This is a genomic window from Shewanella sp. SM95 (assembly GCF_025653595.1).
GTDB classification, from domain to species: Bacteria; Pseudomonadota; Gammaproteobacteria; order Enterobacterales; family Shewanellaceae; genus Shewanella; species Shewanella oncorhynchi.
This window is the reverse complement of sequence record NZ_JAKKSE010000013.1, coordinates 1-14,207: the sequence shown is the minus strand read 5'-3', so window position 1 is coordinate 14,207 and position 14,207 is coordinate 1. Positions and strand designations below refer to the sequence as shown.

9 protein-coding genes and 2 rRNA genes are annotated in these 14,207 nt (G+C 46.9%); 3 read left to right on the top strand and 8 right to left on the bottom strand.

The genetic code is table 11. The features are described from left to right. Window positions 1-177: 177 nt before the first annotated feature. Entirely contained in the window at window positions 178-2,712 is a 2,535-nt protein-coding gene (locus L5M29_RS14310) for a penicillin-binding protein 1A (RefSeq protein ID WP_263168369.1), read from the top strand. Window positions 2,713-2,812: 100 nt separating this feature from the next. On the opposite strand, the gene argH is transcribed toward L5M29_RS14310, so the two are convergent. The 5 genes from argH to argC all read right to left on the bottom strand — a co-directional run bounded on the left by argH (window position 2,813) and on the right by argC (window position 8,299). Then, window positions 2,813-4,180, bottom strand: a complete 1,368-nt coding sequence (gene argH, locus L5M29_RS14305; protein WP_263168368.1) for an argininosuccinate lyase — start codon at window positions 4,178-4,180, stop codon at window positions 2,813-2,815. Window positions 4,181-4,288: 108 nt separating this feature from the next. Beyond that, window positions 4,289-5,527 (bottom strand): argininosuccinate synthase, encoded by a 1,239-nt coding sequence (locus L5M29_RS14300; RefSeq protein WP_173248114.1) that lies wholly within the window; start codon window positions 5,525-5,527, stop codon window positions 4,289-4,291. Window positions 5,528-5,586: 59 nt separating this feature from the next. Further along, window positions 5,587-6,492 carry an ornithine carbamoyltransferase gene (locus L5M29_RS14295; RefSeq protein WP_105250543.1) on the bottom strand — a complete coding sequence of 302 codons (906 nt, stop codon included), beginning with the start codon at window positions 6,490-6,492 and terminating at the stop codon, window positions 5,587-5,589. 12 nt (window positions 6,493-6,504) lie between these two features. Further along, window positions 6,505-7,287, bottom strand: a complete 783-nt coding sequence (argB, locus tag L5M29_RS14290) for an acetylglutamate kinase (protein ID WP_212601371.1) — start codon at window positions 7,285-7,287, stop codon at window positions 6,505-6,507. 31 nt (window positions 7,288-7,318) lie between these two features. Then, window positions 7,319-8,299 carry an N-acetyl-gamma-glutamyl-phosphate reductase gene (argC, locus tag L5M29_RS14285; RefSeq protein WP_212601370.1) on the bottom strand — a complete coding sequence of 327 codons (981 nt, stop codon included), beginning with the start codon at window positions 8,297-8,299 and terminating at the stop codon, window positions 7,319-7,321. A gap of 622 nt (window positions 8,300-8,921) precedes the next feature. Between argC and ppc the strand changes: the two genes are divergently transcribed. Further along, window positions 8,922-11,591, top strand: a complete 2,670-nt coding sequence (gene ppc / locus L5M29_RS14280; protein WP_263168367.1) for a phosphoenolpyruvate carboxylase — start codon at window positions 8,922-8,924, stop codon at window positions 11,589-11,591. Beyond that, on the top strand, window positions 11,591-12,136 hold the full coding sequence (locus L5M29_RS14275; protein ID WP_263168366.1) for a DUF1439 domain-containing protein: 546 nt from the start codon (window positions 11,591-11,593) through the stop codon (window positions 12,134-12,136). The genes ppc and L5M29_RS14275 overlap by 1 nt, the downstream gene beginning before the upstream one ends. Window positions 12,137-12,227: 91 nt before the next feature. Here L5M29_RS14275 and L5M29_RS14270 read toward each other — a convergent pair whose 3' ends face one another. The 3 genes from L5M29_RS14270 to L5M29_RS14260 all read right to left on the bottom strand — a co-directional run. Continuing rightward, on the bottom strand, window positions 12,228-13,502 hold the full coding sequence (locus L5M29_RS14270) for a CinA family nicotinamide mononucleotide deamidase-related protein (protein ID WP_219251827.1): 1,275 nt from the start codon (window positions 13,500-13,502) through the stop codon (window positions 12,228-12,230). Between the two features lie 312 nt (window positions 13,503-13,814). Further along, window positions 13,815-13,930, bottom strand: a 5S ribosomal RNA gene (gene rrf, locus L5M29_RS14265). A 190-nt stretch (window positions 13,931-14,120) separates the two neighbouring features. Continuing rightward, window positions 14,121-14,207 (bottom strand): 23S ribosomal RNA (locus tag L5M29_RS14260); the annotation flags it as partial.

The following is a 14,207-nucleotide window of genomic DNA, read 5'->3' as shown; positions in this document are numbered from 1 at the left end:
CTTTTTTATTTATATTTCAGTAAAAGAGATTAGCACAAAATCAACTTGTTATACTTACTTGTATCGAATGTTTCATCATTTTACAAATGCTATTTTGTGAGTCTCACGTTTTTACTTCACCAAGACGTGTGCGCCTTATATACTGTCGCACTTAACAGAACATTAGGATAAATTTTGGTGAAGTGGTTAAAACGTATTGTTATAGCACTATTCAGTCTAGCCCTTTTGGGCGTAGGCGCCATTGTGGCAGCATACTTTTATGTTTTGCCGGATTTACCGGATGTTTCAACACTAAAAAATGTGCAACTTCAAACACCTTTACGTATTTACAGTAGTGACGGCAAACTTATTTCTCAATTCGGTGAGAAACGTCGCATTCCACTAACGTTAGACGAAGTGCCAAAACCTCTGCTACAGGCGTTTATCGCAACCGAAGATGCCCGCTTTTATGAACATGGTGGTATAGACCCTGTTGGCGTGCTTCGCGCCGCATTAGTGATGTTGACCACTGGTGAGAAAAAGCAAGGTGCGAGTACGATTACCATGCAAGTCGCACGTAACTTCTTCTTAACCCGAGATAAGACTATTATTCGTAAAGTGAAGGAGATTTTTATCTCCTATCATATTGAAGAGTTACTCACCAAAGATGAAATTTTAGAGCTCTACGTAAACCGCATTTACTTAGGCCAACGGGCCTACGGTGTTGGGGCTGCTGCGCAAGTGTATTTCGGTAAAAACGTGCAGGAACTCAGCTTATCTGAACTGGCCGTTATTGCAGGCCTACCCAAGGCGCCCTCTACACTCAATCCAATCACGTCACCTTCGCGTGCATTAGCTCGCCGTAATGTCGTCCTCATGCGGATGAATGAAGTCGGCTACATCAGCCAAACCGAATACCAAGCGGCACTACAAGAGCAATTGGTAGCCAGATATCATGGCGCTGAAATTGATCTCTATGCCCCTTATATTTCTGAAATGGCTCGGGATTACATGGTACAGAAGTACGGTGAAGAAGAAGCCTATACCAATGGCTACAACGTCTATACGACTATCTCATCGGATCTACAACTTAAAGCTCAACAGGCACTGCGTAATAACGTCTATGCCTATGATGAACGCCATGGCTACCGTGGTCCTGCTGCCGTGTTGTGGACGGACGAAAAACCTGAATCTGCTCAAATCAAAACTGAACTAGCCAAGATTGCTTCAGTACAAGAATTGCAACCCGCCGCAGTCATCAGCATTGCAGATCAGCAAGCAAGTATAATGACCGCCAAAGGCGAAACTAAAGTCATTACTTGGGATGGATTGAAGTGGGCACGTAAGTTTATTACTGATAAGCGTCAAGGCAGTGTACCGAAATCAGCTTCTGACATACTCAAGGTCGGCGAGCGTATTTGGATCCGTGATAACGGCCAATATTTGCAACTATCGCAAGTACCAGAAGTCGCCAGCGCAACAGTATCACTCGACCCCAAAAATGGTGCTATTCGCACTTTAGTTGGTGGTTATAGCTTTAGCCAAAGCCAATACAACCGAGTGACTCAAGCGAAACGTCAATTAGGTTCGAATATTAAACCTTTCATCTATGCCGCAGCATTAGAGAAAGGCTTTACCTTAGCGACCCTCATAGACAATGCGCCAATTAATAAACCCGATATCAGCCAAGGCACTGCATGGCGCCCTAAAAACTCACCCGATATCTATGGAGGCCCCACTCGTTTACGTGTGGGTTTAGCGCAATCTATTAACGTTATGTCTGTGCGTGCAATGCGACATGTCGGACTCGACGAAACCATTGCTCAACTCGTTGAATTTGGTTTTGATCCTAACGACTTACCTCGCAACGAATCGATTGCATTAGGTTCGTCTTCAGTCACGCCATTGCAAGTGGTTACTGCATTTAACGTATTTGCTAACGGCGGTTTCTTACTCGAACCTTTCTATATTGATCGCGTAGAAGATGCTTACGGCAATGTTATCGAAAAAGCGAACCCTACATTGGCCTGTAAGCCTAGCCAAAGTCTTAACCAACCAGTTACACCGAGCGATCCTGTGGCGTTCAGCGTAAGTGGAGACTCTGGTGCTGAGCCTAGTGCACCTGTTGCGCAGTGTTTCGATCAAACCGGTCGCTACGCTCCGCAAATTATTTCAGAGCAAACGGCATTCCTCATTACCGAAGCACTGAAGAGCGTGATCTGGGGCGGCGGCGATTGGAGTAAAGGCACGGGTTGGCAAGGTACGGCTTGGCGCGCAGCAAAATTGATTAAGCGCCATGATATTGCAGGTAAAACGGGTACCACAAACGAATCGCGCGACACTTGGTTCAGTGGTTTTAGCCCAGTCATCACTAGCACTTTCTGGGTCGGTTTCGACGATCACGGTCGCCAACTGGGCAGAACCGCATGGAATGCAAACGGCGAAAAAGATCAGATAACTGGCGCCGAAGCGGGTGCGAAAACAGCAGGTCCAGGCTGGAACGAGTTTATGAACAGTGTCTTACAAGGCACTCCTGAGACAACCTCGATTCCGCCAGAAGGCATAGTTTCGGTACGCATTGATTTAGCGACGGGTAAACTTACTCGAAAAACCGACTATACCAGTGCGTTCGAGTACTTTATTTCAGGTACAGAGCCGAAGGAATACATCAGCGAAACTCAGGATGAAAACAATTTATTCATCGATGCACCAACCGATGATTTATTCCAATAAACAAATGCTAAAAATTCATTACCACTAATTGTGGCCCAATAAAAAACGCGACATTAGGTCGCGTTTTTTATTGGCTTGAATTGTGGATTTGAATAACTCGCTAACGTACTTTCTTGGCCGCAATCGCCTGCTGAATTTGTGGCAATGCAGTACCACCGAGCACGTCACGTTTCGCTAAACAAGCTTCAATAGTCAGGTTTGGATAGACATCATCTTCAATGATAGCGGCAAAAGTTTTTAATTCGGCCAAGGAGAAATCCTCAAGCGGAATTTGCTTCGCTATCGCAGCAACCACGACTTCACCCACAACATGGTGCGCCTCACGGAAAGGCATGCCTTTAGACACGAGATAATCCGCAAGCTCAGTAGAATTTGCATAACCTTGCTGTGCCGCTAACAGCGCATTAGGGCGATTGACCTTCAAACCTGACAACACTAACGCCGCCATATCGAGGCAAATTGCCCAACTATCGACCACGTCAAACAGGCCTTCTTTATCTTCCTGCATATCTTTGTTGTACGCCAAAGGTAGCGCTTTCATCGTAGTGAGAATGCCCACTAAGCTGCCATAAACCCGGCCAGTTTTGCCACGGATAAGCTCTAATGCGTCTGGATTTTTCTTCTGTGGCATCAGGGATGAACCCGAAGTTACTTCATCACTCAGGGAAATAAAATTTGCCTCACCCGAGTTAAAGAAGATCAGATCTTCGGCCATACGGCTTAAGTGCATCATGCTGATCGATGCGGTTGAACAAAGCTCTACCACGTGATCTCTGTCTGATACGCTATCTAAGCTATTCAGCGTTGGCGAGGCAAAATTCAGCGCCGCGGCCAGAGCATGTCGATCCATCTTATAAGCTGTGCCCGCAAGGGCGCCTGAACCTAATGGACAGGTATTCGCGCGGGTTAACGCATCGGCTAAACGGCTGATATCCCGCTCAGTCATTTCCACATACGCTAAACACCAGTGACCAAATGTCACAGGTTGCGCGCGCTGCAAGTGAGTATAACCCGGCATTACCGCATCAAATTCACGCTCAGCCAACGCCAGTAATTCAGCATGTAAACCTTGAAGGCGCGCGAGTAATGCTTTGCCTTCGGATTGACACCAAAGCTTTAAATCGGTGGCAACTTGATCGTTACGACTACGACCAGTGTGCAATTTCTTACCGAGATCGCCCACTTTGGCAATCAAGGCCGACTCGACGAAACTGTGAATATCTTCAGCGCCCGAGGCGAGAATAATCGCCGGATCGCCCTGCACTTCCACCAGCAAATCATTGAGCGCTTTTTTCAAGTCGCTGCATTCAGTTGCCGAGATAATTCCCACGCTGGCAATCGCATCCGCCCAAGCAATGGAGCCGACCACATCCTGTTCGAACAAGCGATAATCCACGGGTAACGAATCGTTGAATAATTTGAATAGCGCGCTCGTTTCGCCCTGAAATCTTCCACCCCATAAAGCCATGCTAACTCCCCTTACTCACTGCTTATTTGAAATCGACTCATCTGAATCAAAAACTCAATCAAAACCTAAAAACAAAAAAGGGCGCTAGGCGCCCTTTTAAACGACCTATTACTTAGACTTTACATCATTAGCGTTGAGTGCGCGGATGCGGCTCGCTAATGAGTACAGGCGGATAAAGCCTTCTGCATGTTTTTGATCGTAAACTTGATCTTCACCAAAGGTGGCAAACGCTTCAGAGTACAAGCTGTTAGGTGAACGTTTCTTCACTGCGCTCGCTTGGCCTTTGTAGAGTTTTACCACAACTTCACCGTTAACTGATTCAGCCAGTGACTCAGATGCTGCCAGCAGTGACTTACACAGTGGCGTGAACCAACGGCCGTCATACACTAAATGCGCCATTTGTGCGGCAACTTGCTCACGCCAGTTACGGCTAGTCTTGTCGAGTACAAGCTCTTCAATTGCACGTAGTGCTGCGAACATCACAGTGCCGCCGGGTGTTTCGTAACAACCGCGAGACTTCATGCCGACTAAACGGTTTTCGGTAATGTCGATACGACCCACACCGTGTGGCGCAGCAATGGCGTTTAATGTCATCAGTGCAGCATAAGGCGTTAGGGCTTCACCATTCACTTTAGTGATACGGCCATGTTCTACTTCTAGCGACACATATTCAGGCTTGTTCGGTGCATCTTCAGGATCGGCAGTCAGTGTCCATACGCCTTTGCTTGGCTCGTTCCATGGATCTTCTAACTCACCACCTTCATGGGAAATATGGAAAGCGTTGGCATCACGGCTATAGATTTTAGTCGCTGACGCTGACGTCTTGATGTCACGTTCAGCTAAATAGGCCAGCAGATCTTCACGGCTCTGCATAGTCCATTCACGCCATGGTGCAATCACTTTTAAATCAGGTGCTAATGCGGCGAAGCAACCTTCGAAACGCACTTGGTCGTTCCCTTTACCAGTACAACCGTGGCACAGAGCATCTGCGCCCACTTTACGAGCCACTTCAACTTGCGCTTTAGCAATGATAGGACGCGCCATTGACGTACCGAGTAAATAAGTGCCTTCGTAAATCGCACCGCTCGCAATCGTTGGGTAGATATAGTCTTTAACGAATTCTTCTTTTAGATCGACGATATGACATTCAGAAGCACCTGAAGCTAAAGCTTTTTCAGTCAAGCCAACCAGCTCTTCTTCGCCTTGGCCGACGTCGGCGCAGAATGCGATGATTTCGCAGTTATCGTAGTTTTCTTTTAACCAAGGAATAATGGCCGAGGTATCTAGACCACCTGAATAGGCTAAAACCACTTTTTTCACGCCAGTATTTTTTATCTCGATAGACATCTTAAATTCCTATGACTCGTTTCTCTCAAGGAGAAAACAGGCTGCTAAACAGGGTTAATTTAACTAAATAAGGTTACCAGTACCGCATTTTGGGCATGCATCCGATTTTCGGCTTGTTGCAGAATTAAGGATCCTGCACCGTCCATCACTTCATCTGTTACTTCTACACCACGGTGGGCGGGCAAACAATGCATAAAGAAGTTAGCGCCCGCTTTCGCCATCAAAGCTTTGTTTACTTGGTATGGTGCAAACTTCGCTTTGATATCCGACAAAGGCGTTGGGTCGCCCATGGAAATCCAAGTATCGGTATAAATCGCATCGTGGCCTTCAATCGCATCGATATCTGAGGTCAGCACTATCTTGCCGCCATATCGTTTGGCGAGCTCTTGCACTTCTGCCACTACGTAGCCATCAGGAAAGTGACCCGCTGGGCAGATCACTGTCATGGTGGCACCGAGAATAGCCGCACAGTACATCAGCGAGTTAGTGACATTATTACCATCACCAACATAAGCTAATTTAGCTTTACTGACATCCTCAAACTGCTCTGCCAGAGTTAAAAAGTCAGCTAAGGCTTGGCAAGGATGATAAAGATCCGACAGCGCATTGATCACGGGCACTGAGCCGAACTCGGCTAATTGTTCAATGGTGGTGTGTGAATAGGTTCTCGCCACAATTGCGTCGGCCCAACATGACAGGTTAGAAGCAAAGTCAGCAACCGATTCCCGTTTTCCCAGTTCACCATTTTGCTGGTCTAGGTATAAACAGTGGCCACCGAGCTTATTAATACCGATATCAAAGCTAACGCGTGTTCTGAGTGAGGGCTTTTCAAATAACATCACCACACTCTTGCCATCCAGCGCATGACGATACTCAGCCGGATTGGCTTTGATCGTTTTTGCCAAGGCAATTAGATCCTGTAACTGCTGCTGGGTTAAGTCTTTTATCGATAGTAAATGCTTCATAACCTACTCCACTTATGGTTGGATTTGTGTTCCTACGGCTTCACCTTTTGCTAATGCGATTAATTGGCTTGCATCACGCCACGAGGCAACTTGTACCGCCTGCCCCATCCACTGTGCTACTTCGAGCGCAGCTTCAACTTTGACCTTCATTCCCTTTTCGATCACACCTTGCTTAACAAGGTCTGCTATCTGCTTGCCATTTAAACTATGGATGAGCTGGCCTTTACCATCGAGCACCCCAGAAACATCCGACAGCAGCACTAACTTGCCGCCCACTAATTTAGCTAAGGCCGTCGCCGCTTGGTCAGCATTGACGTTAAGCATTTGACCATCGTCCATCATGGCGATAGAGCTACAAATCGGCATCCAACCTTGCTCGAGGATAAACTTAAGATAAGTGCCATCGTTTGGCGTGACTTCGCCAACAAGGCCTAAACGCTCATCTTTAATCTTAGCCGAAACAGTATTGCCATCGGCAAGACTCATACCCACACTCACAATGCCAGCCTTAGTCGCTGCGCCTTGAAGGATTTTGTTCGAAGTGCCAGCAAGTGCGCCGGCAATAATCGGCATTTGCTCTGGCGGAGTCACACGTAAACCTTCTAACTTGACGGTCTCCATACCATTAGCCGCTAACTGCTCATCCACCAGACAGCCGCCGCCATGTACCATCAACACTTGCTGACCATTGGCTAACATAGCCGCAGCCGTATCCATCAATCGCGCCATCCCCATTTCACATTGCAGCAGCGCGCCGCCCACTTTAAGCACTAATACTGAGTTGTTTGTAGACATCTTGACGACTCTCTTAAATAAGGATGAACAATTAAAGGTTAAAATGAATCTTTATGCATTGCAGCGCTTGGCTGGCAGCACCTTTCATCAAGTTATCGATGGCACTGGCTACCACTAAGTAACCGCTATTCTCATCAAACTTCCAACCTAAGTGGCAGTTAGGTGTCAGCACCACATCGTCCACTTTCGGGAACTGATTGTGCTTTACAGTTACCAATGGCGCCTTGTCATACACACTATAGGCCGCGGCCACATCGGCAGTCGTAGTGCCTGGTTTTAGCTGTACGGTAATGGTCGCTAAAATGCCACGCTTAAAGTTACCAAGGTGCGGTGTAAATATCACTTCTTGGCCAAGCTGAGTGGCGATCTCGGGTTGATGTCTGTGGCCTAATACGCCGTAAGGTGTCAGGCTCACTTCACAAAAACTGGTGTGTAACTGCGCTTTACGGCCCGCCCCTGTTACGCCGCTCACGGCATTGATTACCGGATAAGCCGATGTCAGTAAACTCGCTAGCGGTTTTAACGCTGTCAATGATGCGGTCGGGTAACAACCTGGCACGGCAATCATCTTAGTCGCAGCGATTTCTTTAGTATTCCATTCGGCAAGGCCATACACGGCTTTGGCTAAAACTTCAGGATATTCATGCTCAAAGCCATACCACTTCGGATATTGCGCCACATCACTGAAACGATAGGCACCGCTTAAATCGAATACCGCTAACCCTTGGCTATAAAACCAAGCCGCTAAATGCAGGCTCACCGAGTGCTCAGTCGCTAACACCACGGCATCGGCTTCGGCAACGATTTTTACCTTAGCTTCATCGGACAATGGCGACAGCGTTAATGCGATATGGCTATAGCTAGGATACAAATCCGCTAAAGGCTTACCTTTATCTAAACTGTTTTCAGAAACATACAACCCTTGAATCGTCAGTTCTGCTTCTGCATGGATTAAAGCGGTCAATTGCGCGCCTGTGTAACCACTGGCACCAATAATGGCGATATTTTTCATGTTTTTTGTCTTATTAACCGAATCAAAGAAACTTAAAGAGTAGATGAATAGCTTACACGCAACCGCGCATATCTATGATGACAAGACTATCGTCGCAGGAAATCGTAATAGGTTGTTATTTTATTCACTGTCAGGCTAATACTGTACATCATGATATTCACTCTACAGGTCACAGGGGGTGACTCATCTCAACTGATGGCTAGACTACCACAAAGATCTACTTATGCAATATATGTGAATATATATTTTTAATTTATTTTCATATTTTAAGCTCAAACTGGGATATCGAAAACACGCCGCCCACTCAGCTAACTCGTTAATAACTCAGTTATCCAGGGTCAATATGAGCCAAATCAGTCCTTTTCATTAACAGCTAAGATACATGTCTGCAAAGCATAAAATGATGCACTTCATATTCACTTGCACTAATCATCAAAAAATATTGCGTGACTTCGCATTTCTATTGAATATTCTTCATCAAATACCGTGATTGGTTGCATATCGGATAAGCCAGTCGTATAAGTTATAAGTTCTGCTGTTGACCATAGCCCCAAGTGATAGGTATTGTGCTAACGGGCTAAATGCACAGCGGAATTTTCATGTTTTTCTATTCGGAGTAACTATGTCAGTAACCATGGCAGACAATATGACAGATATGTATGCGTCATTAAGATCGAACGTGAGTATGTTAGGCCAAATCCTTGGCGATACTATGCGTACCCATCTTGGGGACTCTTTTCTTGAGAAGGTTGAACAGATCCGTAAGCTTGCCAAAGACTCACGCCGAGGCGACCAAGCCGCCAGAGAGCAAATGCTCGAGTTACTGACAGCTTTGCCAGACGAAGAATTAGTCCCTTTTGCAAAAGCTTTTAACCAATTTCTTAACTTAGCTAACTTATCCGAGCAATTTCATACTATCAGTCGTAATTGCGACGAACTTGTCTGCGTGCCAGACCCAGTGGAACAACTTCTAGGACGCATGCTCAATGGTCGTGTCGACCAAGCTAAAATGCTCGACTGTCTAAAAACACTGGATATTGATCTGGTGCTAACAGCGCACCCCACTGAAATATCCCGTCGCACCCTGATCCAAAAATACGCCGCCATTGTCGACTGCTTAACAGAGCAAGAAAACGACCAACTGTCGGATAGAGAACGTCAACAGATCAATCTGCGCCTGCGTCAATTAATTGCGCAAATATGGCACACCAATGAGATCCGCCGCGAGCGCCCAACTCCAGTAGATGAGGCTCGCTGGGGATTATCCACCATTGAAGAGTCACTCTGGCATGCGGTGCCTGACTTCTTAAGACAACTTAACGATCGAGTGCAGCAACGCACAGGGCAGCAATTACCGATTGATATAGCGCCAGTGCGCTTTTCAAGCTGGATGGGCGGCGATCGCGACGGCAACCCGTTTGTAACTGCCAAAGTCACCCAAGAGGTGCTCGATCGTAACCGCCATGCAGCCGCCAGATTATTCTTAAAAGATATCGTGCTGCTGGTCGGTGAACTGTCGATGGAAGAAGCCAATGATGAGTTAAAGGCTTATACCAATAACAGCTGCGAACCTTACCGCCACGTGCTGCGATCTATTCGTCAAAGACTGCGTGACACCATAGATTATTTAAATGCGCGCATCGAAGGCCACAATCCTGAAGTCGATAAGTCGAGCCTGATTTGGCAAGAAAGCGATCTCAAAGCACCGTTAGAAATGCTTTATAAGAGTTTGACCGACTGCGGTATGCGCTTAATTGCCAACGGTTTATTGCTCGACATTCTCCGCCGTCTCGCCTGTTTTGGCATTCATATGCTCAGGCTCGACATTCGCCAAGACGCCAGCCGTCACAGCGATGTGCTCGCCGAGTTAACTCGCTATCTCGGCATGGGTGATTTCAACCATTGGGATGAAACCGAGAAGCAAGCCTTCTTATTACGTGAACTCAGCAACCGTCGTCCACTGATCCCAAGTAACTGGCAACCCTCGGCCGATGTGGCCGAAGTGCTTAATACCTGTCGTTTGATTGCTAAACATCCGGTAAAAGCACTCGGATCCTATGTGATTTCGATGGCGGGTAAACCATCAGATGTCTTAACGGTTTTACTGTTACTCAAAGAAACGGGCTGTTCGCACCCAATGCGTGTAGTACCGCTGTTTGAAACCTTAAGTGACTTAAACAACGCCGCGGCCTGTATTACCGATTTGCTCGATATCGACTGGTATCGTGGTTATACCAAAGGCATGCAAGAAGTCATGATTGGTTACTCTGACTCAGCTAAAGATGCCGGCGTAATGGCGGCGGCTTGGGCTCAGTATCACGCTCAAGAGCAGTTAGTGGCGGTCTGTAAACAAGCGGGCGTCAAGCTTACGCTATTCCATGGCCGTGGTGGCAGCATTGGTCGCGGGGGTGGTCCTGCACACAAGGCTATCCTATCGCAACCACCAGGTTCGGTAGATGGCCGCATTCGTGTGACTGAGCAGGGCGAAATGATCCGCTTCAAGTTTGGCTTGCCAAAACTCGCGGTTCAAAGCTTGGCCCTGTATACCTCGGCCGTATTGGAAGCAACCCTATTACCACCGCCAGAGCCGAAGCAAGAATGGCGCAATTGCATGCAACGTATCGCTGAAGAATCAGTGGGTGCATACCGTGGCATAGTGCGTGATGAACCTGATTTTGTGGCTTATTTCCGCGCGGCAACGCCAGAAGTGGAATTAGGAAAACTGCCACTCGGCAGCCGCCCAGCTAAACGTCGTGTCGATGGCGGGATTGAAAGCCTACGGGCAATTCCGTGGATTTTTGCTTGGTCGCAAAACCGCTTGATGTTACCTGCATGGCTTGGCGCCGGTGAAGCACTTCAAGCCGCCTGTGAACGCGGTGAAATGGGCTTACTGCAAGAGATGGAACGGGAATGGCCTTTCTTCAGCACTCGCATTTCAATGCTAGAAATGGTCTACGCCAAGGCGGAACCTAATTTGGCCCGCTACTACGAAACCTGTTTAGTACCTAAGGACTTGCATCACTTAGGCGAAACCTTGCGCCAACGCTTAGATCTGGGCATTAAAGTCGTGCTTGAGCTGACAAAATCGGATAGTTTAATGGCGCATACACCGTGGAATCGCGAATCAGTTAAACTGCGAAATCCGTATATCGATCCATTAAACTTCTTACAAACCGAGCTATTAGCGCGGACACGTAAGGAAACAACCGAAACTCCTGCGTCTGAACATGTGCAATTAGCGCTAATGCTGACTATTGCAGGTGTGGCAGCGGGTATGAGAAACACTGGTTAATGAAAAAACTTTCCCGCACGATTTGCTTGGGACTGACTGTACTGCTTGGCGGCTGCGTCTCGCAGTACAGTATCAGCGAGCACGAAATGGAGCAGTACCTCAGTAAAGAGATCCATTTTGAGATTAAACAAGGCAATCAATTAGTTGGCGCAGAAGTACGCATTAACGACATCAGTGTCAAGCTAGGTGCAAAACCTGACACTATGAGCGTAAGTGCCACAACTCAAGTATCAATTAAGAATCCGATCTTTCCATTGAGTGTCAAACTCACTACGACTTTCGAAGCCAAGCCTTGGTATGACAGCGCAACGCACAGTGTCTATCTGCGCCAACTCGAATTAGTCAAAGTGGAATCAACGCCCAAGGATATTGAAAAAGCGATTAGCAGTGCCACGCCGCAGGTGATGGGTTATCTAAGGCAATTCTTAGAAAACCAGCCTGTGTATGTACTAGATACCAAGGACAGTAACCAAGCACTGATGGCAAAAATGACCGAAAGCATTCAAGTTGCCCCAGGCAAATTAGTGCTTAAGTTCACTAAATAATCTGCCATTTTTGTATCTCTGTAGAAGTTAAAATGCTCCCTCGGGAGCATTTTTGTTGGCGGGTTTAAACTGGTATATGCCCGTATAAGAGTTACTTACTGAATCGCCCAATCGACTGATAATCGACGATCACAGCTTCAGCTAAAAGCTCACGTCTTAGCATATCGTAAGCCACTGCAGCACTTAAACTCCGTACCAGATCCCGTGAACGTCTCGGTAGTTTAATCATCTGACTATAAACACCGCCGCGAGTTGCTAAAGCGATCGCCACAGTGCCCACAGGTTTCTCATCTGTGCCACCATCGGGCCCCGCAATTCCACTGGTTGCCAGTGCATAGTCACTATCTAAAATTTGCCTTGCCCCCTTAGCCATTTCTTCCACAGTCGCAATAGAGACAGCACCATGATCATCTAAGGTTGAAGGATTAACACCTAACACGCGAACTTTAGATTCATTACTGTAAGTCACTAATCCGTGCTGTAAGTAAGATGAACTGCCAGGGAAATCAACTAACTGACTGGTGATCATGCCGCCAGTGCAAGACTCGGCAACGCTTAAGGTCAAGCCTGAGTTAAGCAGCTTATAATGAATTTCTTCGGCAAGGGTGGCTTTATCTTCCGCCACAACCGCAGTACCCAGCACCATTTTGATGTGCCCAGCGACGCGAGGTAATACCGCAATCGCCTTCTCGCCACGGGCGAAAATCTTAATCTCAATATGCGGCATAGAAGAGCGGTAACCAATAGTAATGCCTTCTGGCAGCTCTAGCGGTTCTAACTTATCTGCCAAAGCGGACTCACCTTGGCCTATGGTCAATAGTTTCTTTAAGGCGACCTTAGCATCAAGGTTAAACTCTTCGCGAATAAAGGGCACAAACTGCTCTGTAACCATGTGCTTCAGCTCAAAAGGCACACCAGGCGTAAAGAATAACCAAGCGCGGTTAAGCTTAACTCTAAAACCACAAGCGGTTCCAACGGGGTTATCAACCATCACAGCTGAGGCTGGTAGCATAGCTTGCTTGAGATTACTTAAAGGCATTTCACGGTTATTACGGGTAAACCACTCCTCTAAACGCTCACGCCACTCCGCATTCTCAACCAATGGTTCGCCCTTCGCCTTCGCCATCGCTAAAGCAGACATATCATCACTTGTCGGCCCGAGACCACCATTAACGAGAATCACATCTGCATGTAAGCTACGTTCTTGGAAAACCGCAATCAGATCCTCAAGGCGATCGCCGACGGTTACTCGACGCTGGATCTCGACACCATGCTCCATCATAGTACTAGCAAACCAAGCGGCGTTGGTATCAACAATCTGTCCCGCCAACACCTCTTCCCCAGTGCAAATCATCTCTAACTTCATCTCAGATCCTTATCTACCCCAATAAATTAAAACATAAGGTAAGTAACCGCTTAACTAATAGCAATAGCTAGGCTCGATCGAGAACTAAGATCGCTGTAGCAAAATCGGAGCATTGACAAAATAACCGTACAAATAACCAACAACCATTACTTATTATTGATGTCATGAAGAGTGAAAGAGAGTGTTAAGGAGAGAAAAATAGGAGGAAAACTGACTAATTGAATAGACACTAGGCTGGATTTAACAAATTGCAGACGTAAAAAAGCCAGCTTATTCAGCTGGCTTGGTTACATCTCAATGAGATAATTAGGCGCTTGGCGATGACCTACTCTCACATGGGGAGACCCCACACTACCATCGGCGCGTTTGCGTTTCACTTCTGAGTTCGGGATGGGATCAGGTGGTTCCACAAGGCTATTGTCACCAAGCAAATTCTGTTTATTACCGTGTCCATCWCTGGCTCACGCTAATAATAATTCGGAAAGCTGATTTTCTTTGTTTGAGTTCAAACTTCATCAAGTGTCGATATTCTGTCTAAGGCTTTTCGTACGACCTCCATGGAAGGAGGAAGTGCTAGAAAATGTCTGGAACATTTTCAGTAAAACCCATCTGGGTTGTATGGTTAAGCCTCTCGAGTCATTAGTACATGTTAGCTCAACGCCTCACAACGCTTACACACCATGCCTATCAACGTCCTAGTCTCGA

Bases quoted from the DNA above. Each gene is read 5' to 3' on its own strand.
- argH (WP_263168368.1), bottom strand. From the start codon at position 4,180: ATGGCTTTATGGGGTGGAAGATTTCAGGGCGAAACGAGCGCGCTATTC.
- L5M29_RS14300 (WP_173248114.1), bottom strand. From the start codon at position 5,527: ATGTCTATCGAGATAAAAAATACTGGCGTGAAAAAAGTGGTTTTAGCC.
- L5M29_RS14295 (WP_105250543.1), bottom strand. From the start codon at position 6,492: ATGAAGCATTTACTATCGATAAAAGACTTAACCCAGCAGCAGTTACAG.
- argB (WP_212601371.1), bottom strand. From the start codon at position 7,287: ATGTCTACAAACAACTCAGTATTAGTGCTTAAAGTGGGCGGCGCGCTG.
- argC (WP_212601370.1), bottom strand. From the start codon at position 8,299: ATGAAAAATATCGCCATTATTGGTGCCAGTGGTTACACAGGCGCGCAA.
- ppc (WP_263168367.1), top strand. From the start codon at position 8,922: ATGTCAGTAACCATGGCAGACAATATGACAGATATGTATGCGTCATTA.
- L5M29_RS14275 (WP_263168366.1), top strand. From the start codon at position 11,591: ATGAAAAAACTTTCCCGCACGATTTGCTTGGGACTGACTGTACTGCTT.
- L5M29_RS14270 (WP_219251827.1), bottom strand. From the start codon at position 13,502: ATGAAGTTAGAGATGATTTGCACTGGGGAAGAGGTGTTGGCGGGACAG.